This window comes from Arthrobacter sp. 10N44_2 (assembly GCF_056394385.1).
In genome coordinates this window covers 45281-65511 of sequence record NZ_JBFTHT010000021.1, presented here as the reverse complement: position 1 = coordinate 65511, position 20231 = coordinate 45281, and the positions used below count along the sequence as shown (strand labels likewise).

Annotated in this window: 20 protein-coding genes; 3 read left to right on the top strand and 17 right to left on the bottom strand. The window is 68.8% G+C overall.

Translation table 11 applies throughout. The features are described from left to right. Nucleotides 1-194: 194 nt before the first annotated feature. The 15 genes from AC1DBX_RS18485 to dacB all read right to left on the bottom strand — a co-directional run bounded on the left by AC1DBX_RS18485 (nt 195) and on the right by dacB (nt 15611). Nucleotides 195-1694 carry an MDR family MFS transporter gene (locus AC1DBX_RS18485; RefSeq protein ID WP_476932414.1) on the bottom strand — a complete coding sequence of 500 codons (1500 nt, stop codon included), beginning with the start codon at nt 1692-1694 and terminating at the stop codon, nt 195-197. Between the two features lie 183 nt (nt 1695-1877). Then, the gene (gene panC / locus AC1DBX_RS18480; protein ID WP_476886755.1) at nt 1878-2780 is read right to left on the bottom strand and encodes a pantoate--beta-alanine ligase; all 903 of its coding nucleotides are present in this window, start codon (nt 2778-2780) and stop codon (nt 1878-1880) included. Between the two features lies 1 nt (nt 2781). Beyond that, nucleotides 2782-3702 carry a Rossmann-like and DUF2520 domain-containing protein gene (locus AC1DBX_RS18475; protein ID WP_476932413.1) on the bottom strand — a complete coding sequence of 307 codons (921 nt, stop codon included), beginning with the start codon at nt 3700-3702 and terminating at the stop codon, nt 2782-2784. Then, nucleotides 3695-5293: a PH domain-containing protein gene (locus AC1DBX_RS18470; protein WP_476932412.1), complete on the bottom strand. Its 1599-nt coding sequence runs from the start codon at nt 5291-5293 to the stop codon at nt 3695-3697. Before AC1DBX_RS18470 ends, AC1DBX_RS18475 begins: the two co-directional genes overlap by 8 nt. 18 nt (nt 5294-5311) lie before the next feature. Beyond that, nucleotides 5312-5824, bottom strand: a complete 513-nt coding sequence (locus tag AC1DBX_RS18465) for a PH domain-containing protein (protein ID WP_476859510.1) — start codon at nt 5822-5824, stop codon at nt 5312-5314. Further along, entirely contained in the window at nt 5805-6329 is a 525-nt protein-coding gene (locus AC1DBX_RS18460; protein WP_223914701.1) for a DUF3180 domain-containing protein, read from the bottom strand. The genes AC1DBX_RS18465 and AC1DBX_RS18460 overlap by 20 nt, the downstream gene beginning before the upstream one ends. After that, complete coding sequence (gene folK / locus AC1DBX_RS18455) at nt 6326-6895, bottom strand: 2-amino-4-hydroxy-6-hydroxymethyldihydropteridine diphosphokinase (RefSeq protein ID WP_476932411.1); 570 nt, start codon at nt 6893-6895, stop codon at nt 6326-6328. The genes AC1DBX_RS18460 and folK overlap by 4 nt, the downstream gene beginning before the upstream one ends. After that, complete coding sequence (folB, locus tag AC1DBX_RS18450; RefSeq protein ID WP_476849912.1) at nt 6892-7251, bottom strand: dihydroneopterin aldolase; 360 nt, start codon at nt 7249-7251, stop codon at nt 6892-6894. Before folB ends, folK begins: the two co-directional genes overlap by 4 nt. Nucleotides 7252-7264: 13 nt before the next feature. Beyond that, a complete protein-coding gene (gene folP / locus AC1DBX_RS18445) occupies nt 7265-8206 on the bottom strand; it encodes a dihydropteroate synthase (protein WP_230007205.1) in 942 nt (313 codons plus the stop codon). An 11-nt stretch (nt 8207-8217) separates the two neighbouring features. Next, nucleotides 8218-8862: a GTP cyclohydrolase I FolE gene (folE, locus tag AC1DBX_RS18440; RefSeq protein ID WP_230007204.1), complete on the bottom strand. Its 645-nt coding sequence runs from the start codon at nt 8860-8862 to the stop codon at nt 8218-8220. 9 nt (nt 8863-8871) lie between these two features. Continuing rightward, a complete protein-coding gene (gene ftsH, locus AC1DBX_RS18435) occupies nt 8872-10938 on the bottom strand; it encodes an ATP-dependent zinc metalloprotease FtsH (RefSeq protein WP_476932410.1) in 2067 nt (688 codons plus the stop codon). A 198-nt stretch (nt 10939-11136) separates the two neighbouring features. Further along, nucleotides 11137-11688, bottom strand: coding sequence for a hypoxanthine phosphoribosyltransferase (hpt, locus tag AC1DBX_RS18430; RefSeq protein ID WP_018774939.1), 552 nt, complete (start codon nt 11686-11688; stop codon nt 11137-11139). A 30-nt stretch (nt 11689-11718) separates the two neighbouring features. After that, nucleotides 11719-12753 carry a tRNA lysidine(34) synthetase TilS gene (gene tilS / locus AC1DBX_RS18425; protein WP_476932416.1) on the bottom strand — a complete coding sequence of 345 codons (1035 nt, stop codon included), beginning with the start codon at nt 12751-12753 and terminating at the stop codon, nt 11719-11721. Between the two features lie 98 nt (nt 12754-12851). Then, the gene (locus AC1DBX_RS18420; RefSeq protein ID WP_476932409.1) at nt 12852-13991 is read right to left on the bottom strand and encodes a zinc-dependent metalloprotease; all 1140 of its coding nucleotides are present in this window, start codon (nt 13989-13991) and stop codon (nt 12852-12854) included. A 126-nt stretch (nt 13992-14117) separates the two neighbouring features. Further along, complete coding sequence (gene dacB / locus AC1DBX_RS18415) at nt 14118-15611, bottom strand: D-alanyl-D-alanine carboxypeptidase/D-alanyl-D-alanine endopeptidase (protein WP_476932408.1); 1494 nt, start codon at nt 15609-15611, stop codon at nt 14118-14120. Nucleotides 15612-15753: 142 nt separating this feature from the next. On the opposite strand from dacB, the gene AC1DBX_RS18410 reads away from it, so the two are divergent. From AC1DBX_RS18410 to AC1DBX_RS18400, 3 genes are all read left to right on the top strand, one after another. Beyond that, nucleotides 15754-16245, top strand: a complete 492-nt coding sequence (locus tag AC1DBX_RS18410; RefSeq protein WP_018774943.1) for an inorganic diphosphatase — start codon at nt 15754-15756, stop codon at nt 16243-16245. 127 nt (nt 16246-16372) lie between these two features. Further along, entirely contained in the window at nt 16373-17128 is a 756-nt protein-coding gene (locus AC1DBX_RS18405; protein WP_476932415.1) for a DUF429 domain-containing protein, read from the top strand. Nucleotides 17129-17207: 79 nt separating this feature from the next. Next, the gene (locus tag AC1DBX_RS18400) at nt 17208-17807 is read left to right on the top strand and encodes a hypothetical protein (RefSeq protein WP_223915353.1); all 600 of its coding nucleotides are present in this window, start codon (nt 17208-17210) and stop codon (nt 17805-17807) included. A gap of 51 nt (nt 17808-17858) precedes the next feature. On the opposite strand, the gene AC1DBX_RS18395 is transcribed toward AC1DBX_RS18400, so the two are convergent. Then, complete coding sequence (locus tag AC1DBX_RS18395) at nt 17859-18794, bottom strand: HAD family hydrolase (protein WP_476849918.1); 936 nt, start codon at nt 18792-18794, stop codon at nt 17859-17861. Nucleotides 18795-18939: 145 nt separating this feature from the next. Further along, a complete protein-coding gene (gene serS, locus AC1DBX_RS18390) occupies nt 18940-20220 on the bottom strand; it encodes a serine--tRNA ligase (RefSeq protein WP_230008894.1) in 1281 nt (426 codons plus the stop codon). Nucleotides 20221-20231 lie beyond the last annotated feature (11 nt).

The window sequence follows — 20231 nt, the reverse complement described above, 5'->3', positions numbered from 1 at the left end:
ACCCCGATCCGGGCAGAGGCTTCCTTGACCGACACCCCCTGCCGGACCAGGGAGAAAAACTCATCCTTCAGCGCATCGGGCGCCCGATAACCACTCGGCATCGCAACCTCCAAAACCAGAATGTTGCAACGACCGTATGACTTTGCGAGGTCCAGACCGGCGCTAAGTGACCCCGCGTTGTTTGTTAATTGCAGCTAGTGGGCGGCCGGGTGTGCCGCGCCTTCGGTTTTGCGCATCATGGTGGACAGCACGACGGCGGCGATGGCTATGACGGCCGCCGTCAGGAAGGCAGCATGCATGCCGGCGACCATGCCCGAGGCAACGGCCACGAAAGCGTAGATCGAGACGAGCAGCGCCGTGCCGGCGGCGCCGGCCACCTGCTGCAGTGTGCTCATGATGGCCGAGCCGTGGGAGTACAGGTGCGGCGGCAGCGGGTTCAGCCCGGTCGTGAAGGCGGGGGTGAACAGCAGCGCCAGGCCCAGGCTCAGTGCCACGTGCAGGGCGATGATCCACCCCAGCGGCGACGTGGCGTCCAGCATGGAGAACTGCCAGAGGGACAGCACCATCATGATCGAGCCGGTCACTGTCAGCGGCAGGGGCCCGACCCTGTCGAATACGCGGCCGATGAAGGGCCCCAGCAGGCCCATGGCGAGGCCGCCGGGCAGCAGCACCAGGCCGGTCTCGAGGGACGTCAGGCCGCGGATCTCCTGCAGGTACAACGGCAGCAGGATCACCGCGCCGAAGAGCGCGATCATGGCCACGACCAGCAGCAGCACCGATACGGTGAACATCCGGAAGGTGAAGGCGCGCAGGTCCAGCAGGGGGCCGCCGGTCTTCTGCAGCTTCAGCTGGCGCAGAACGAACGCTGCCAGGGCCAGCACGCCAACGGCCAGCGCCACCACGGCGGGGGTGCGGGAGCCTGCCTGGCCGCCGCCGATCTGGCTCAGGCCGTACACCAGGCCGCCGAAGGCGGGGACCGTGAGCACCACGGAGAGGGCATCGAGCCGGGTTTTCTCGGTCTCACCGATGTTGGTCAGATACCTGGCCCCGATGGCCAGCGCGGCGAGGGCGATCGGCAGCACGAAGACGAACATGAACCGCCAGGAAAAATGCTGGAGGATCAGGCCGGAAACTGTCGGGCCCAGTGCCGGCGCAACCGAAATGGCGATGCTGACGTTGCCCATGACGGCGCCACGGCGCTCCAGCGGCACGAGCGTGAGGATGGTGGTCATCAGGAGCGGCAGCATGATCGCGGTGCCGCCGGCCTGGACGATGCGGGCCAGCAGCAGGACTTCGAAGCCCGGCGCGAGGGCGGCCAGCAGGGTGCCGCCGGAGAACAGTCCCATGGCCAGCATGAACACGGCACGGGTGGTCAGCCGCTGCAGGATGAATCCGGTGGTGGGAATCACGACGGCCATGGTGAGCATGAAACCGGTGGACAGCCACTGCACGGTGGGCGCATCGATGTTCAGGTCCACCATCAGCCGTTGCAGGGCCACGTTCATGATGGTCTCGTTGAGGATCACGACGAAGGTGGCCACCAGCAGCGTGGCGATGATGGCCACGGACTCCCGGGGCATCTTTGCCGGCACGGTGGATGCTGCCGGCGCCGCCGGCACGTTCTGCGCGGCGACGGCGGGGGCAGCGCCCGGTGCGGGATCGCCAGAGGCGTTGGAAGAGACGTCTGTTGACATGGGAATTCCCTCAGGGAGTTTGGTGTGGGTCCGGCGAGCGTCGGCGCTGCTGCAGGTTCCAACAGTCTAGGGCCCGGGGGCATTCCCGTCACCGCGAAAGCAACGCGGGGTCAGTTACGGCCCATGACGGGCGGCGGCATGGGCCGTAACTGGCCCCGCGTTGCTTGTGGTGGGGCTGGGGGGCTAGGAATTCAGGGGCACGTTGTCGATGAGGCGGACGGGGCCGACCGTGGCGGCGATGATCGCCAGCCCCTCGCCGCGGAACGGGGTGTCCCGGCAGTTCTCCGCGAGGGGCTCGAGGGTGCGCGGATCCACTACCTCGAAATAGTCCAGCTCCACGAGCGGCTGGGACCGGACGAGGGCCTGCGCCGATTCGATGTCCAGCGGCTCATGGGCGTTGGCGCGCTCCTCGATGAGCCGCAGTGCGCGGGAGAGCACCAGGGCCGCCTCGCGCTGGTCTTCGGAGAGGAAGCGGTTGCGGCTGGACAGCGCCAAGCCGTCGGCCGAGCGCACAATGGGCACCGGCACGATCTCCACGGGAAAATTCAGGTCAGCCACCATGCGCTGGACCAGGGCCAGCTGCTGCGCGTCCTTCTGGCCGAAATAGGCGCGGTACGCGGGCTGGCCGCCACCGGGCACGCCGGCCCCAGGGATGCCGTAGTGGAGCAGTTTCGCGACGACGGTCAGCGCGCCGTCGAAGTGCCCTGGCCGGGACGCGCCTTCCCATTTTTCGCCCAGGGGTCCCGCCGTGATCCGCACGAGGGGTGCCCCGCCGGGGTAGACCTCCTCAACACCCGGCGCGAACGCCAGGTCCACCCCTTCGGCGTCGAGCAGCGCGAGGTCGGCGTCGAGCGTCCGGGGGTAGCGTTCGAGGTCCGCGGCCTCGCCAAACTGAAGCGGGTTGACGAAGATGGTGGCCGCCACGACGTCGTTCTGGGCGACGGCCGTCCGGGCCAGCTGGGCATGTCCCTCGTGCAGGGCGCCCATGGTGGGCACGAGGCCCTGGGACGTGCCGCCTTTCTGTGCCAGCAGCCGGGCGCTTGCGGCGCGGAGCTGGGCAGCAGTGGTGACGAGTTGGATTGCCATGTCAGGGTCCTTCCGGGGCGGGCGTCCCGTTCTGGCCGGGGCCGCCGAGCGCCTGTTCGATGCCGTCGAGTTGTTCCGGCTTCAGCAGTCCGCGGCTTCCTGCCCGGCGGGCTGTCGCCCGGGCCATGGCCAGGTACGCCTCAAGAATATCGCCGGCGGCGCCGCCGTCGTACTCGCGGAGGGCGCCGGCGTGCGCGGCCACCGTGCCGGTGTCGCCGCGGGCCACGGGCCCGGTCAGGGCCGTTTCGCCGGAGGCGAGGGCGTTCTCGAGGGTGGCGCGCAGCAGCGGGCCCAGCATCCGGTCCGGGGCCTCGACGCCGACGTCGCGGAGCAGCTGCGAGGCCTGCGCCACGAGCGTGACCAGGTGGTTGGAGCCGTGCGCGAGGGCAGCGTGGTAGAGGACGCGGTCGGCCTCGGCGATCACGACGGGCTCGGCGCCCATTTCGACGACGAGTGCCTGGGCGATCGGCAGCATCGCGGCGTCGGCCGTGACGCCGAAGGTGCAGTCCAGGAGCCTGGTGAGGTCCAGGCTCATGCCCGTGAACGTCATGGCCGGGTGCAGCGCGAGCGGCACGGCACCGGCGGCGCGGACCGGATGCAGGATCCCGACGCCGAAGCGCCCGGAGGTGTGCGCCACGAGCTGGCCGGGCTGCCAGGCGCCGAGCTTGGCCAGTCCTTTCACCAGCGGGCCCAGTGCATCGTCCGGGACGGCGAGCAGGACCAGTTCGGCCCGCTCCACGATGTCCTGCACGTCCAGGATCGGGACGCCGGGCAGGAGCGTTTCGACGCGTTCTTTGCTGGCGTCCGAAACGGCCGACGCCCCGATGACGGCGTGCTCGGCTCCGCGCAGCGCCGCCCCCAGGACGGCTCCGACCTTCCCCGCGCCAATGATTCCGACGCCGAGGCGTCCTGGTTTAGCCATGATGCGGGCCTTCCTGGTGGTCTTCTGCGGGTGGTGCGGCCGGCTGGGCCGCCGGCTCCAGCCAGTGTTCGCTCTTCTGGTGCTTGCGCGCGGCACGGGCACGGGCCGACTGGGCATCGAACAGGGCCCGGGCTTCGTCGAGGCCGGCCTGTATGAGCCGCGGAGCCACCGGACCCGCCGTGGTGTGCAGGACCAGGTCGGCCACCCGGAACCGCCGGGCGAGCGGGCCCTGCTGGAGCGCCATGGACTGGGTGCGCTGGTGCGGCACCACCACGAAGTTCCGCCACCAGCGGCCCGACCTCAGGAGCAGGGCGGACTCCGTTGCCGCGAAGCCGTTGCGGCGCCAGCCCAGCGGCGCCAGGAACCGGGCCCGGCGCGGGCTGGTGACGAAGCCGCCGTCGGAGGCCTTCCCTGCTGCGCTGCCCGGGGTCCCGGCAGGGTCCGCGAGGCCGGTGATCCCCGCGGTGAACAGCCCCACCGGGTCCTGGGTCCCGGGATCCGGGAGCACCAGGGAGAGGATGTCCATGACGTCGCCGAGGTATCCCACCGGAAGCAGCGTGGTCCGGGCCGATCCTTCGCCGGCGCTGCCGGCCAGGCCGTAGCCGGCCACGTTGACCTGGATCCGGTACCAGCCGAACATCCGCCACAGCGGCGGCTGGCTGACCTTCAGCGCTTGGATCCTGCCCGGCGGAACGGTCTGCGCCTGCGTGTCCAGCAGGCCGTAGCGCAGCCGGATGCCGTCCGGGGAAATGGCGGCGGTGAAGTTGTAGCCCTTGTTGAACGAGGACCAGTAGGAGGCGATGAGCCCGATTGCGGCTGGGATCAGGAAGACCGTGAAGTTCCGGTTTTCCGTGACGGCGGAGAGCATCACCGAGGCAATGCCGCCAGCCAGGATCACGACACTTTGTTCGCTCAGGAGCAGCGAGCCCACCAGGCGCGGCGGCGGCACGGTGAGCACGGCCTGTTCGGGGGCTTCCACGGCGGCGGCCGCCGGCTCTCCGGACTCCGGGTCTCCCGGCTCCCGCGCCGGCTTCCCGCCCGCGGCACCGGAGGCTCGGGCCAGGATTGTCGCGCGGAGCTGCCGGGCCTCGTCCGCGCGCAGGTACGCCAGGCGCACCGCGGACTGGCCGGCGTCGGCGACTTCGAACCGCAATTCAGCCAGTCCGAAGATCCGTGCCAGCAGGGGTTGCACGACGTCGATCGCCTGCACCCGGTCCAGCCTGGCCTGCCGCTGCTGCTTGAACAGGAAACCGGTGTTGACGCGCACGTAGCCGCCGGCTACCTGGTAGCGGGTGAAGTACCAGCTCAGGACGTAGCCGAGAACGGTCAGCAGAATCAGGGCGCCGCCGCCGAGCAGCAGCCAGGGCGCCCGTCCGGCCAGCCGCTCGTCAAAGAGCGGGCCGCCCTGCAGGAACCGTTCGAAACTGTCGCGTCCAAAAAAGAACAGCAGTGCAGCCAGCGCCACCCAGCCGCGGACAAAGGGCGACGCGGGGTGCACGCGCAGCCAGCCGGCGTCGGCAGTTCCTTCGATACCGGAGCCGACGGCGGTTCCGTCGGCGGCGCGCCCGGCATCCTCCGGTGTCAGCGCCATCCCGTCACGGCCTTCCCGTCACAGCCCGGCCAGCCGGGCTTCGCCGCGGGCGGACAGTTGTTCGCGGAGCCGGGCGCCTTCGCTCGCGGGCAGCCCGGGAATCTCGGCGCTGGTCGCGGCGGCCGCGGTGTGCAGTTTCAGTGTGCACAGGCCCAGCTGGCGTTCGACCGGGCCCACCGCGATGTCGACGTACTGCATCCGCCCGTAAGGAACCACGAGCGTGCGCTGGAAGAAAATGCCGCGCCGGATCAGGAGGTCATCATCACGCTCGGCGTAGCCGATCGAGCGCACCTGCCGGGGAATCAGCGCGAGCCGCCACAGGGCCAGCAGCAGCGCGACAGCGGGCAGGGCGACGGCCAGCCAGACAGGCAGCCAGGTCCACACGCCGGTCAGCACCAGGATTAGGGGAAGCGACAGCAGGGCCACCGCGACCAGGGTTCCCAGCGCCCATCCCGCGAGGCGCACCGTGACGTATTTCGGGGACACCCGGAGCCAGTCGATGCCCGGAGGATCAATCGCTTCGGTAGGCATATTCGCCTTCCGCCGAGGGCTTGCTGCGCTTTCCCTGCACGCCGGGCCGGGATTCGGCGTCGCCGTCCTCGGGGGGAATCCGGCAGAACCGTTCGACGACGAGCCCGACGATCACCATGATCAGGCCGCCGCCAGCCATGGCCAGGGCCTGCCAGGTGATCTCCTGGTTGCTGCGCAGGTTCCACAGCCGCAGTTGCTCCACCACGATTCCCGCGTGCCAGCCCAGCAGGACCGAACCGGTGTAGGCGCAGGCCTGCGCGAGGACCAGGGTCCAGGCAGCCAGGATGGGGTTGAGGATTTTCTTCTTCTTGCCGTTGCGCCACCGGAGCACGCGGATGCCCAGCACCAGCGTGAGGGCCACGATCACGCCCATGGTCACCAGGCCCGTCAGCGGCAGCACCGGGGTGGCCAGGCCGTAGCGGCCGGAGAGCATGGTGGCGAACCAGCCGGCCACGGCCAGGACCACGCAGATGGCCAGCAGGAGCAGGGGGCTGGTCAGCTTCACGGCCGCTCCGCCGCACCGGGCACGCCGGTGATCTCCGTGGCAGTGACTTCCGCTGCGGCGGGGTTCTGGAAGCCGTCAAAGGTGGCAAGGCCGGCGAAATCGGCGGCTTTCGACGCGAGGTCGCCCACGCGTTCGCCGTTGAGCTCCGCCGCGGGATCGATCAGCGACCACGGATAGAGCACGAACGCCCGTTCCGCGGCCCGGGGATGGGGCAGGGTGAGCTCGGGATCGGAGCTGACCACATCCCCGTACGTGATGATGTCCACGTCCAGGGTCCGCGGCCCCCACCGGACCTCGCGCACGCGCAAATGCTTCTGCTCCACGGCGTGGCAGTGCTCGAGCAGTCCGCGCGGCGGCAGCGACGTCTCGACGGCAATCACCATGTTCAGGAAGTCAGGCTGGTCCGGCGGGCCTCCCACGGCCTTGGTCTGGACGATCGGCGAGATGGCCAGCAGGCGCACCTCCGGCGGGTCGACGAGGTCCGCGACGGCGGCGGACAGGGTGTCGCTGCGCTCCCCCAGGTTGCTGCCGAGCGCGATCACGGCACGGGTGTAGAGCGGGCTCACGTCCGCCTCCGGTGCACGCTGACGGCGACGTCGCCAAAGTCGACTTCGATCGGGGCCTTGGGCTTGTGCACGGTGATGTCCACGGCGTCGACGGCGAATTTCTGCAGGATGTCCTCGGCAATCCGCACCGCGAGGGCCTCGATCAGGTTCAGCGGCTCACCCGTGATCCAGTCCCGGATGCAGTTGGCCACCTCGCCGTAATGCGCGGTGTCCAGGACGTCGTCGGAAGCGGCCGCTTTGCTGAAGTCCAGGTGCAGCACCGCGTCGACGACGAAGGGCTGCCCGTCGCGGCGCTCAAAATCGAACACACCGTGATGGCCGACGGCGGTGACGCCGCTCAGCGTGATCTGATCCATGGTGCCGGCCGGATCAGTTGGTGCCGGCGTGGGCGGAACCGGCCGGTGCCGGGGGAACCATGCGGGCGGCGACCTTGACGGCGTCCAGGCTCGCGCCGACGTCGTGCACGCGCACAGCCCAGGCGCCGCGGAAGGCGCTGATGGCGGTCATGGCGGCGGTGGCGGCGTCGCGTTCAACCGGCTGGGCGGCCTTGCCGGCCACGGTCAGGAGGCTGCCGAGGAAGCGTTTGCGTGAGCCGGCGACGAGGACCTTGTGGCCCATGGCCTGCAGGACATCCAGGTGCTGCAGGAGCTCCCAGTTCTGGCCCTCGTTCTTGGCGAAGCCCAGTCCCGGGTCCACAATGATCTGTTCCGGCGCGACCCCGGCGGCGTACAGCTTGTCGCGGACGCCGGCGAGCTCGGTCACGACTTCCCCGGCGACGTCACGGTAGTCCGTCAGGGAGTTCATGGTGCTGGCGTCGCCGCGGCGGTGCGTGAGGATGTAGGGGACCTTGGTGCGGGCGGCGAGTTCGGCCATTTCCGGTTCCATGGTCAGGCCCGAGACGTCGTTGATGATCGCGGCGCCGGCCTTCAGGGCCGCGGCAGCCGTCGCGGCGTGGGTGGTGTCGATGCTGACCAGGGCGCCGGCCTTGACCAGGGCCTCGATGACCGGCAGGACCCGGCGCTGTTCCTCGTCAGCGCCGACTGCCGTGGCGCCCGGGCGGGTGGACTCGCCGCCGACGTCTATGATGTCCGCCCCGGCATAGAACATCCGCAGCCCGGCCGCGATCGCCGTGTCCGCCGTCGCGTGGGCTCCGCCGTCGCTGAAGGAATCAGGGGTGACGTTGAGGATTCCCATCACCAGTGTCCGGTCCGTGGGCAGGTCCTGGAACTTCGCCGCCGGGCGCGGTTTGCGCAGGATGGGCAGGGGCGAAGTGGCGGGGCCGGTGCCCGGGGCTGCAGCTAGGGAGTCCATGGTCTGTGTTCTTACCTTCCGAGTATGAGGCTCATGGCTTCGGCACGGGTGGCCGGGTCATGGAGTTGCCCGCGCACTGCGCTGGTGACGGTCTTGGCGCCGGGCTTGCGGATTCCCCGCATGGACATGCACAGGTGTTCACATTCGACGACGACGATCGCGCCACGCGGATTGAGGTGCGTAACGAGGGCCTCGACGATCTGGGTGGTCAGGCGTTCCTGGACCTGCGGGCGCTTGGCGAACATGTCCACCACGCGCGCCAGCTTGCTCAGGCCCGTGACCTTGCCGTCGTGGGACGGGATGTAGCCTACATGCGCCACCCCGTGGAACGGCACCAGGTGGTGCTCGCAGGTGGAATAGAACGGAATGTCCTTGACCAGCACGAGTTCCTCGTGCTCGAGGTCGAAGGTGGTGGCCAGGATCTCGGCGGGGTCGTGGTGCAGGCCTGCGAACATTTCCACGTAGGCCTTGGCCACCCGCTTCGGGGTGTCAATGAGGCCGCCGCGGTCCGGGTCCTCACCGATCGCCAGCAGGATTTCCCGTACTGCCGCTTCGATCCTGGGGCGGTCCACTTTGGACTTTGAATGCGGGGCTCCCCCGTCCCCCGCCGAAGCAGCGGCGGGGGCGGGAACGTCGTCGTCGAAGTTAGAAGTCACAGAAGAAGCCTAGCCGGGATGACCATCAGTCCCGATATCTGTTGCACCGCCCTGGAAGGACTCCTGCCCGCCGACGCCCTGGGCATGCGGGGGCTGGGCATCCAAGGGCTCTTCGAGCCGGGCGTGGGTGGCTTCCTCCTGGGCTTCACGCTCCGCCTTTTCACGGCGCGACTCCACCGGGCCGGCGGTCTGGAGCGTGCGGGTCTCCTTGGAGAGCCAGACGTCGCGGAAGTCGCGCTTGCGGATGTTGGTGAAAATTTGCGCGATTTCGGCCTGGTTCAGTGTTTCGCGTTCGAGCAGTTCCAGCGCCAGCTCGTCCAGGACATCCCGGTTTTCGGTCAGGATGGCGTAGGCCTCATCATGGGCACCGTCGATCAGGCGGCGCACTTCCTCGTCGACGATGTAGGCGATCTGGTCCGAGTAGTTGCGCTCGTGGCCGGCGTCGCGGCCCAGGAACGGCTCGCCGCCGCCCTGGCCGAGGCGCACGGACCCGACCCGTTCGCTCATGCCGAACTCGGTGACCATCTTCCGGGCGATCCCGGTGGCCTTCTCGATGTCATTCGACGCGCCCGTGGACGGATCATGGAAGACGAGTTCCTCGGCGACGCGGCCGCCCATGGCGTAGGCCATCTGATCGAGCAGTTCGTTGCGGGTGATGGAGTACTTGTCGTTTTCCGGGACCACCATGGTGTAGCCGAGGGCACGGCCGCGGGGCAGGATGGTGATCTTGGTGACCGGGGCGGAGTTCCGCAGGGCAGCCGCGACGAGCGCGTGGCCGCCTTCGTGGTACGCGGTGACTTTGCGTTCGTGTTCCTTCATGACCCGGCTGCGCTTCTGCGGGCCGGCCATGACGCGGTCGATCGCCTCGTCGAGGGCGCGGTCATCGATCAGGTTGGCGTTGGACCGGGCCGTCAGCAGGGCGGCCTCGTTCAAAACGTTGGCCAGGTCCGCGCCCGTGTAGCCGGGGGTCTTCTTGGCAACAGCCCTGAGGTCGACGCCGGCAGCCATCGGCTTGCCCTTGGCGTGCACCTGCAGGATCTGGTCGCGGCCGATCAGATCGGGGGCCTCAACACCGATCTGCCGGTCGAAGCGGCCCGGGCGCAGCAGGGCGGGGTCCAGGACGTCGGGGCGGTTCGTGGCGGCAATCAGGATGACGTTGGTCTTGACGTCGAAGCCGTCCATTTCCACCAGCAGCTGGTTCAGGGTCTGCTCGCGCTCGTCGTTGCCGCCGCCGATTCCGGCGCCGCGGTGCCGGCCGACGGCGTCGATCTCATCGACGAAGATGATCGCCGGCGCGTTGGACTTGGCCTGCTCGAAGAGGTCGCGGACACGGGAGGCGCCCACGCCGACGAACATTTCCACGAAGTCGGAGCCTGAGATGGAGAAGAAGGGTACGCCGGCCTCGCCGGCAACCGCGCGGGCCAGGAGGGTTTTGCCGGTGCCCGGAGGGCCGTAGAGCAGCACGCCCTTGGGGATCTTGGCGCCAACGGCCTGGAACTTGGCCGGTTCCTGCAGGAATTCCTTGATCTCCTCGAGTTCCTCGACGGCCTCATCGGCGCCGGCGACATCGCTGAAGGTCACCTGGGGCATGTCCTTGTTGACGAGCTTGGCCTTTGACTTGCCGAACTGCATCACCTTGGACCCGCCGCCCTGCATCCGGGAGAGCAGGAACCAGAACAGGACGCCGAGCAACAGCACGGGCACCAGCAGGGAGAAGAGCCCGGAGAACCAGTTGTTTTCGATCGGCTGGTCGGTGAAGCCGCCGGACGGTTTGGAGTCCGTGACGGCCTTGACGACGTCCTGGGCGCGGGCGTTGACGAAGTAGAACTGGACGTTCTTGCCCTTGTCCTGCCCGTCGACCTGAAGGTTGTCCTTCAGGACCAGGTCCACCCGGTTCTCGGCGTCAAAAATCTTGGCCTGTTCAACCTTGCCGCCGGCTGTCAGCAGCTCAAGGCCCTTGTCGGTGTCGATCCGGCTGGCGCCGCCCGGCGCAAGCGTGGCAAATGCCAGCAGCAGCATGGCCACCACGACGACAATCCAGATGCCGGGGCCCTTGAAGAAACTCTTAGCTTTCATCTGTTCGGGGCTGGCCCCGTCCCTCCTGGTAGTGCTGCACGGCGACCGGTCTGCGCGCGTGTGGTGCTGCGTCAGCTTCTAGCTATACACCGTCGGACTACCTCACGCACGGCAAAGGGCAAAAGTTCCCTGTGGGCGTAGCGGGGCCGGGCCTCCGGCCGCCCGGGGCCCGGGCGGGGTTGCCATCGCGTGAACGATTTACTCGTAGACGTGCGGAGCCAGGGTGCCGACGAAGTCCAGGTTGCGGTACTTCTCGGCGTAGTCCAGGCCATAGCCCACCACGAACTCGTTGGGGATGTCATAGCCGACGTACTTGACGTCGATCTTGACCTTGGCGGCCGTCGGCTTGCGGAAGGCGGTGCAGATTTCCACCGACGCCGTGCCGCGGGATTCCAGGTTCGTCTTGAGCCAGGACAGCGTGAGACCGGAATCGATGATGTCCTCGACGATCAGGACGTCTTTGCCCATGAGGTCGGTGTCGAGGTCCTTCAGGATGCGGACGACGCCTGAGGACTGCGTGCCCGAGCCGTACGAGGACACGGCCATCCAGTCCATGGAGACGTGGGTGTGCAGCGCACGGGCCAGATCCGCCATGACCATGACGGCGCCCTTGAGCACGCCGACGATCAGGAGGTCGCGGCCCTCGTAGTCCTTGTCGATCTGCGCCGCGAGTTCGGTGATCCGTTGCTGGATCTGTTCCTTGGTGTAGAGAACGTGTTTGAGGTCTGCCTGGACGTCGTTTGAATCCACCAATGGCTCCTGTGTAGATGCGGGGTGCGACTAATTTCGGGGCGGCTGTTGAGGCCGGAATACAAGCTTCCCACAGCGGGCGGCTTCGCGGGGAACACTTGCGGCGGACAGCTCCGCCGCAAGGAGCTGCGCGAGCGAGAGCCGGTAGACGCTGACCGCGCCGGGAAGCTCCACCGGGCCGGCCGATCCCTGCCGGCGCAGGAGCGCTTCCGCCGCGAGCAGCCGCTGGTAGCTGGGCTGCTGACCGCCGACGGCGGCGGCGGCCTTGGCGATCACCCGGAACCTCACGGCTGGGGCCAGGTCCCTCAGCCCGGCCTCCGGAAGGCTGATCTCCTCCCCTGTCTGCTGGCGCAGCCGCTCGAAAGTGTCGTTCGCCACGTCCTCCAGGTAATCGGCGTCGAGCTGCAGGATCGCGGCCGTGCGGGCGAGCGATTCGGCAACGCCGGGGCCAAGCTTGTCCTCCAGCAGGGGCAGCACCTCAACCCGGGTCCGGGAACGCGCGTACACGGGATCGGTGTTGGACGGGTCGTGCCAGGGCTCCAGGTCCTCCACCCGGCAGATCTCCAGGGTGTCCGCGCGCCGCAGGCCCAGGAACGGGCGCAGCAGCCGGCCGCGGGCCGGCCGCATCCCGGCGAGGGACCGGGTACCCGACCCGCGCGCCAGGCCCAGGAGCACTTGTTCCGCCTGGTCATCGAGGGTGTGGCCGAGCAGGATGGCGGTTGCACCTGCCTCGTCCGCGGCGGCCTCAAGGGCAGCATGGCGGGCGTCCCGGGCGGCGGCCTCTGGGCCCGCGCCGCTGGAGGCGACGTCGACAGTCCGGATCGTCACGGGAGAGAGCCCGAGCTCCTCGAGGGTCCGGGCCGTGGTGGCCGCGACCCCGGCCGAGCCCGGCTGCAGCTGGTGGTCCACGACGACGGCGCCGACAGAGACAGGATGGCCGTCCACGTGGCCCCGGCGCCCGAAATAGGCGGCGACGGCGGCGAGAGCCAGCGAGTCCGGCCCGCCGCTGCAGGCAACCAGGACGCGGTCCGGGTAGCCGGCCGCGGCGAGGGCGTCCTGCAGCATTTTTCGTGCCGTGCCGACCACCGGCGCGAGGCGGCCGGGCCGGCGTCGTCCGCTGGAAATCGAGGTCGAACCGGCGCCGTCGGGGGCAGTCATGGCGGCTAGAGGCCCATCCGGTCGAGCCAGAGCCGGGAGTCGTGGATCTCGGGTTCGCTGGGGAGGTGGTCCGCGGACTCCCAGACTTTGTTGAAGCCTCCCATGCCGGCGGCGGCCACCACTTCCCGGACGAACTTGGCGCCGTCACTGTACTGGCGCATCTTGGCGTCGAGGCCGAGCAGGTTGCGGATGAATTTCTCGATCATGCCGCGGTCCTGGCCGCGGTCGTTGAAACGTTGCCGGATGGTCTTCACCGAGGGAACGATGCTGGCGTCCACGGCGTCCATGACCACATTGGCGTGACCTTCGAGCAGGCTCATGAGGGCAGTCAGGCGGGACAGGGCCGCCTTTTCCTCCGGGTTCTGGAGCAGGTCCAGGATGGCGCCGCGTCCGGGCGCGGCGCCGGGTGCCGCGCGGTCCTTCAGCGATTTCGCGGCCGCCGAGGCCCGTTCCATCAGGGAATCGACATTGCCCAGCAACAGTCCGCTGAGGTTTTCGATCTCCTGGAGCATGTGGTGCCGCAACCACGGTGCGGCGGCGAACTGCACCCGGTGGGTCTGTTCGTGGAGGCAGACCCAGAGCCGGAAGTCCGCGGGTTCGACTTTCAGTTCGCGTTCCACGGAGATGATGTTCGGCGCTACGAGCAGCAGCCGTCCGGAAGCGGGGGCCGTGGAGTTTTCGGCCAGCGCGGAGAAGGGATCGTACTGGCCCAGGACTTTGCTCGAAAGGAAGGCCAGGATGGCGCCGAGCTGGCTGCCGGTGATGGCCGCGCTGACCCCGGCAGCTCCGGGGCTGAGGGAACCACGGCCCTCCAGCAGCTTTCCCATGGCGGGCTTGAGCATGACGGCGAAGCTCTGCGTGTTGGCCTTGGCCCATGAGGCCCGGTCCACGACGAGGACCTCGGAGTCGCGCAGGTCCCGGGCGGCGTCCAGTCCGGTGATGTGGTGGACGTGCGGCACGGAAATGTCCGCCATGAGCCGCAGATTTTCGACGGCGGCGCCGATCTCGGCGCTGCCCAGGACGGGGCCTGCCGGCGTCAGCCGGGCTGCCGTGGACGCGGCGAGCTCCCAGTTGATGAGATCCGGGACCTGGACCGATGCCGCACTCGGCGTCTTGGGTGATGTCTCGCTTGCAGAGGACTCCATGGGGTCCATCAGATCACAGGGCCCCGACAATGCGCCTTAATTTTCGCTGACCGGCGAACCGGCCGGGGCTCCGTGACCCCGGGCCGAAGGGCCAGACCGGCGCGGGGTCCGGGCCGGCCCGCGCTGTCAGCGGCAGCCGCAGCCGGCGAGGACGGCGGCGGAGCGGTCCAGTGCGGCTTTGTTCGCGGCGCCGGGGGTCAGCCCGTTGCCGACGAAGGAAAAGACCAGGAGCCGGCCGTCGGCGTCGACCACGGAACCGCTAAGCGCAATGACCGTGTTCAGTGTGCCCGTCTTGGCGCGGACCAGCCCGGCGCCCGCGGCCGAGGCCGCATCCGTGTAGCGGTCCCCCAGGGTGCCGGTGAGCCCGGCGACCGGGAACCCGCTCAGGGCTGCGCGCAGCCGGGGGTCTGTGCCCGAGGTCATGGCCCGGACCACGTCCGTGAGCTGCCGGGCCGAGACCCGGTTGGCCAGGGCAAGGCCGGAGACGTCCGCGGCCCGGAGCGAGTCAGTGGGAACGCCCATGTCCTTGACCTGCTGCAGCACGGCGGCAATGGCGTCGTCGCTGCTGCCGGGCCGGCCGACGCCGAGCGCGGTCATCCGTCCCATCACCTCGGCGAGGTAGTTGTCCGAGGTCTGCAGCATCATGTCCACCTGCTGCCCCACCGTGGCGGACTGGACCTCGGCCAGGACTTTGGCGTGCCCGCCCTCCGGCGCGTCACCGGTCCGGCCCCGGGCGACGCCGGGGGCAACGGACAGCCCCCCGGCCGCCGCGGCCGCCGTGAGCCGGGCGGCGAACACCTCGGCGGCGGTCATGGCGGCGTCCTGCGGGCGGGGTCCGGTGGTCTTGGCGGGATCGAACCTCGCGGAGTTCAGCGCCAGCGGGTACAGCGGGGCCATCTCCCCGGCGGCGACGTCCTCTGGGCTCCACGCCTGGCTGAGCGAGGGGCCGCTGAAGAGGGAGTCATCCAGCAGGACGGTCACCGTGCCGGTGACGCCGCCGGCTTTGAGGGCATCGATAGTGGCCTTCGCGAGCGTGGTCAGCCCGGCGCGGCCCAGAACGGCGCCCGGGGCCGATTCCCCGGCGCCCAGGAGGACATCGCCCCCGCCGGTCAGGACCACCGAGCCGGGGGTCGGCCCCGCCAGCACCCGGGTGCTGAAGCGGCGGTCGGGGCCCAGGACGCGCAGGGCCGCGCCGGCTGTGAGGAGCTTCATGTTCGACGCCGGAACGCGGGCCTCGTCGGCAGCCTGGTCGAAGAGGACCTGCCCCGTGGCGGCGTCCTGGACGATGCCGGTGAAGGTGCCGGCGCCGTCGGGCTTAAGGGTCTGGTTCAGCTGCGCGGCGAGGGCGGCCCCGGCCGGAACCGGCGCGGAAGCGCTGAGGGGCCCGACTGCCCCCGAACTGTTGCCGGGAGGGCTCAGTGTGGCGGGGATCTGCTGCCAGGGCGGTGCTGTCTGCGAGGCGTCGGAGGACCTGTCATGGCCGAGGAACGCCGGGGCGATGGCGATGCCTGCCGGCACTGCCACTGCCACCACGAGGAGGGTCTGGAGCAGCAGCGCGGGCATCCTGCGACCCCTGCCGGGCGCCGGCTGGGTACCCTCGCGGCTGGTTCTCGGTTTCATGCTGCTGCTGGTCCTTAGTCCTGAAATGTCCCCACTAGTTCCTGAAACCAGCGCCTCTCGCTATATCCTCAATAGTAGTCGGCGGCACCGACAGCCCTTATGCACGTGCCGCGCACCCCCTGAATTCGTCAAGGAGCATTCCATGAAGCATGACGTGACCATCGAGATCCCCAAGGGATCGCGCGTCAAGTACGAAGTCGACCACGAGACCGGCCGCGTCCGCCTGGACCGCGTCCTGTTCACGTCGATGCAGTACCCCACCCACTACGGTTTCTTCGAGAACACCCTGGGTGAGGATGGGGATCCGCTGGACGCGCTGGTGCTCCTGCAGGACTTCGACCTCTACCCCGGCGTGATCGTCGAGTCCCGCCCGATCGGCGTGTTCAACATGACCGACGACGGCGGCGGCGACGCCAAGGTCCTGTGCGTCCCGACCGATGCCCGGTTCGACCACATCAAAGAGATCAGCGATGTCAGCGAGTTCCTGATCAAGGAAATCGAGCACTTCTTTACCCGTTACAAGGACCTGGAGCCGGGCAAGTGGGTCAAGGCCGAGGGCTGGGGCGACCGTGCCGCCGCCGAAGCCGAACTGGCAGCCTCCATCAAGCGTTACGTTCCGGCAGCCGGCCACTGACCGTTCCTGCACTCCAGCGCGGGGTCACGTACCGCCCATCCGGGGTTCCGGAACGGGCGGTAGGTGACCCCGCGTTTTTGTTGGGCGTTTTTCGATTGGCGTTCAGTCAATTGGCTGGGGCGCGATGATGCGGACTCTCGGCGTCGACCTCGCTGCCGCCGCGAAGAAGACGGCGGCGGCCGTCATCGAATGGGATGGCGGCGCGGCGCGCCTGGCGCATCTGTCGTTGAACGTGGGCGACGAGGAGATCCTCCGCCTCTTCGACACCAGCGCCATGACGGGGATCGATTCCCCCCTCGGCTGGCCGGATGCGTTTCTTCCCTTCATCGCCGGGCACCTGAGCTTCGAACCCCATCCGGTGCTGGACCATGACGGGATCGAGGGCCGCCGGCTGCTCGCCTACCGCGACACCGACCGTTTCGTCACCGGCAACACCGGCATGATCCCGCTCAGCGTCTCCGCGGACCGGCTGGCCCACCCGGCGATGCGTTGCGCGGTGATTCAGGCGAAGATCGCAAGGGAGTACGGTCCGCAGGCCAGGGACGGCAGCGGCCGGCTTGCCGAGGTGTACCCGGCGGCGTCGCTGAAGCTCTGGGGGATCCATGCCCGCGGCTACAAGGGGCGCGGGGCGCCGGAGGCGGAAATGCTGTCCTCAGCGGTGGCGGACCTGGCCGTGAAGGCGCCGTGGCTGGACCTGGCGGAGTACCGGGCCGATCTTGCGGCGTCCGATGACATGTTCGATGCCCTCATCGCCTCCCTGTCCGCGCGGGCCGTCGCCGTCGGCGCGACGCTGCGGCCCGGGCCCGGGCACGCCGCGGCGGCCCTGACCGAAGACTGGATCCACCTGCCCTCCGGCCAGCTTTCCGGCCTCGCTTCCCGGTAACCGCCTCTGTTACGGCCCCGGCACAGCACGCCCGCCAACAACTTGCCCCGCAAGTGCCAGCAGGTAGTGTGTCATCAGAATGTTCACGCTGACCATCAATCAAACCGACAGCCGGCGCGACGGCGACCGCGTGCCGCAGCTCCTCAAGGACCTGCGGCACATTCCGGCGCGCCTTGATTTCGACCGTTCCGTCGAGGATGAGGTCCAAGGGATCCTGGACTGTCCGCATCAGACGGTGGAAGCGGCCATGATCGCCCTGCGCAGCGGCAGCTGGTACGTGGGCATTGGCGTGGGCCCGGTCAATGAACCCCTGCCGAACCAGATCAAGGACGCCTCCGGGCACGGGCTGATCTATGCCCGGCGCGCGGTGGATCGCCTCCGGAACCACAAGGACCGCGTCCGGGTGGCCGTGGAGGGTCCGCTGGCCGATCTTGCCGCAGAGGCGGAAGCCGTGCTGCGCCTCCTGGGCCACATTGTGCACGACCGCAGCCACGCGGAATGGCGCGTACTGGACTTGCTCACCCCGGGGGTGCGGGGTCAGCAGAAGGCGGTCGCAGAGGAACTCGGGATCACCACCCAGGCCGTGAGCAAGGCCGTGGCCCGGTCCCAGTGGAATGAAGAACACGCGGCCCGGCCCGCTGCGGCGCGGCTCCTGGGCCTCATCCTCGACGTCCGCTAGCCGTCCCGGCCCCTCCCCGGAACCGCCCGACCCTGCCGCGCCTTTGAGGCCTTAGAGGAGGCTGCGAAGCACGTGCGCGGCGCCGTCGTCGTAGACCGATTTCGTCACTTCGTCAGCGGCGGCAATCACCTCAACGGGGGCCTGGCCCATGGCCACGCCGCGGCGCGCCCAGGTCAGCATCTCGATGTCATTGCGGCCGTCGCCGACGGCGACAGTGCGGTGCGTTTCGATGCTGAGCCGGTCGCGGAGCTGTTCCAGTGCGCTGGCCTTCGTGACACCGGCAGCGGCGATGTCCAGCCACGCCGTCCAGCCCACCGAATACGTGACGCCGGCGAGCCCGATGTGGCGGATCGCGGTGTTGAATTCTTCGGGCGTATTCTCCGAGCTGAAGACCACCACGCGCACGGCGGTTGCCTCCAGCATGGTCTGGAAGTCGACGCCGACCGCTTCGACGCCGAAGCTGGCGTCCTGGAAGCGTTCCGTGGACAGGAAGTTGCCGTCCCCGTCCTCGAGCGCGTACTTGGCCGAGGGCAGCCGCTTGCGCAGCGCGCGAAGGACCGGCCCGGGGTCAAACGTTGCCTTGTGGAGGATTTCGTAGCCCTCGGGCAGGCCGGAGTCGACGCGCAGGATCACACCGCCGTTGGAGCACACGGCGTAACCGTTCTCGATCCCGATGTGTTCGATGACGGGCAATGTGGCGTTGAGCGAGCGGCCGGTCGCGATCATGACGTGGTGGCCTGCGGCCACCACGGCCTGGGCGGCCTCGCGGACGGGAACCGACATGTGCCCGTCGTGGTCCACGAGGGTGCCATCGACGTCCAGGGCGATCAGCATCTTGTCGCCGGCCCGGTTCCGGGAGTTTCCCACCCGGGCCGCGCTGGCCGGGGCCGCCGTGTTCTGGTCTGTCGTGTTCTGGTCTGTCGTGTTCTGGTGTGTGGTGCGCCGGTCATCGTTGCCGGCGACTGAGGATTCAGTCATTGTTGTCATCTCACAAGTAGAGCAGAGACCCCCGACTGCCGCTAGGACACACGCCACAGCGAGGCGTGAACTTGCGGTAAACACCCACGGAATGTCCCCGTTGTGGGCGTTTACCCGGCGGCCATCGGAGGCCTGGCTGGGGTCGGGACCGGGGTTAGAGGACGGGGAAGACCGTCATGCCGCCGAGGTACTTCTGCAGGGCGGCGGGGACGTTGACGGAGCCGTCGGGGTTCTGGTGGTGTTCCAGGATGGCGACGATCCAGCGGGTGGTGGCCAGGGTGCCGTTGAGCGTGGCGACTGCCCGCGTGCCCTTGGGCGCGCCGTCCTCGTTCAGAACCCGTTCCCGGATGTTCAGCCGGCGCGCCTGGAACGTGGTGCAGTTCGACGTCGAGGTCAGCTCCCGGTATGCGCCCTGGGTGGGGACCCAGGCCTCACAGTCAAACTTCCGGGCCGCGGAATTGCCCAGATCGCCGGCGGCGGTGTCAATGACGCGGTACGGGAGCTCGCACTTGGCCAGCATCTCCTCTTCCCATGCCAGCAGGCGGGCGTGCTCGGCGGCAGCGTCCTCAACCGTGGTGTAGATGAACATCTCCACCTTGTTGAACTGGTGGACCCGGATGATGCCGCGGGTGTCCTTGCCGTGCGAGCCCGCCTCGCGCCGGTAGCACGAGCTCTGGCCGGCATAGCGGATGGGGCCGGCCGAAAGGTCCAGGATCTCGTCGGCGTGGTAGCCGGCGAGGGCCACCTCCGAGGTGCCCACGAGGTACAGGTCGTCTTCGGCGAGACGGTAGATCTCGGCGTCGTGCTTGACGTCAAAGCCGGTGCCCTGCATGGTTTCCGGTCGGACCAGGGTGGGCGTGATCATGGGGACGAACCCGGCGTCGATCGCCTGTTCCATGGCCATCTGGAGCAGCGCCATTTCCAGCCGGGCGCCGACGCCGCGCAGGAAGTAGAAGCGTGAACCGGAAACCTTCGCCCCGCGTTCCATGTCGATGGCCCCGATCAGCTCACCGATCTCGAGGTGGTCCTTCGGCTCGAAGTCGGGGAATTCGCGCGGCGTGCCCACCGTCTTGACCACAATGTAGTCGTCCTCACCGCCGGCCGGGACGCCGTCCTCGATCAGGTTCGGGATGGTCCGGAGGAGTTCGTCCTGGGCGGCCTGGACGAGATCGGCCTCGGCCGATGCCGCCTTGACGGAGGCCGCCAGAGCCTTGACCTCGGCGAGGAGGGTCTGCTTTTCCTCGCCCTTGGCCTGCGCGACCTTCTTGCCGTACGCATTCTGCTCGGCCCGCAGGTTCTCGAACCGGATCAGGGCTGCCCGCCGGGCCGAGTCCCCTGCGATGATCGCGTCCACCGCGGATTCGTCGGCGCCTCGGGCGCGCTGGCTGGCACGGAACTTGTCCGGATTTTCGCTGAGGTCTTTTACGTCGATCACCAGACAAGAGT

Excerpts from the sequence above, each read along its gene's own strand:
- folB (WP_476849912.1), bottom strand. The coding sequence starts at position 7,251 with ATGGATCAGATCACGCTGAGCGGCGTCACCGCCGTCGGCCATCACGGT.
- AC1DBX_RS18410 (WP_018774943.1), top strand. The coding sequence starts at position 15,754 with ATGAAGCATGACGTGACCATCGAGATCCCCAAGGGATCGCGCGTCAAG.
- AC1DBX_RS18465 (WP_476859510.1), bottom strand. The coding sequence starts at position 5,824 with ATGCCTACCGAAGCGATTGATCCTCCGGGCATCGACTGGCTCCGGGTG.
- AC1DBX_RS18405 (WP_476932415.1), top strand. The coding sequence starts at position 16,373 with ATGCGGACTCTCGGCGTCGACCTCGCTGCCGCCGCGAAGAAGACGGCG.
- AC1DBX_RS18400 (WP_223915353.1), top strand. The coding sequence starts at position 17,208 with ATGTTCACGCTGACCATCAATCAAACCGACAGCCGGCGCGACGGCGAC.
- AC1DBX_RS18395 (WP_476849918.1), bottom strand. The coding sequence starts at position 18,794 with ATGACAACAATGACTGAATCCTCAGTCGCCGGCAACGATGACCGGCGC.
- AC1DBX_RS18420 (WP_476932409.1), bottom strand. The coding sequence starts at position 13,991 with ATGGAGTCCTCTGCAAGCGAGACATCACCCAAGACGCCGAGTGCGGCA.
- ftsH (WP_476932410.1), bottom strand. The coding sequence starts at position 10,938 with ATGAAAGCTAAGAGTTTCTTCAAGGGCCCCGGCATCTGGATTGTCGTC.
- AC1DBX_RS18470 (WP_476932412.1), bottom strand. The coding sequence starts at position 5,293 with ATGGCGCTGACACCGGAGGATGCCGGGCGCGCCGCCGACGGAACCGCC.
- panC (WP_476886755.1), bottom strand. The coding sequence starts at position 2,780 with ATGGCAATCCAACTCGTCACCACTGCTGCCCAGCTCCGCGCCGCAAGC.
- dacB (WP_476932408.1), bottom strand. The coding sequence starts at position 15,611 with ATGAAACCGAGAACCAGCCGCGAGGGTACCCAGCCGGCGCCCGGCAGG.
- tilS (WP_476932416.1), bottom strand. The coding sequence starts at position 12,753 with ATGCTGCAGGACGCCCTCGCCGCGGCCGGCTACCCGGACCGCGTCCTG.
- AC1DBX_RS18475 (WP_476932413.1), bottom strand. The coding sequence starts at position 3,702 with ATGGCTAAACCAGGACGCCTCGGCGTCGGAATCATTGGCGCGGGGAAG.
- folP (WP_230007205.1), bottom strand. The coding sequence starts at position 8,206 with ATGGACTCCCTAGCTGCAGCCCCGGGCACCGGCCCCGCCACTTCGCCC.
- AC1DBX_RS18485 (WP_476932414.1), bottom strand. The coding sequence starts at position 1,694 with ATGTCAACAGACGTCTCTTCCAACGCCTCTGGCGATCCCGCACCGGGC.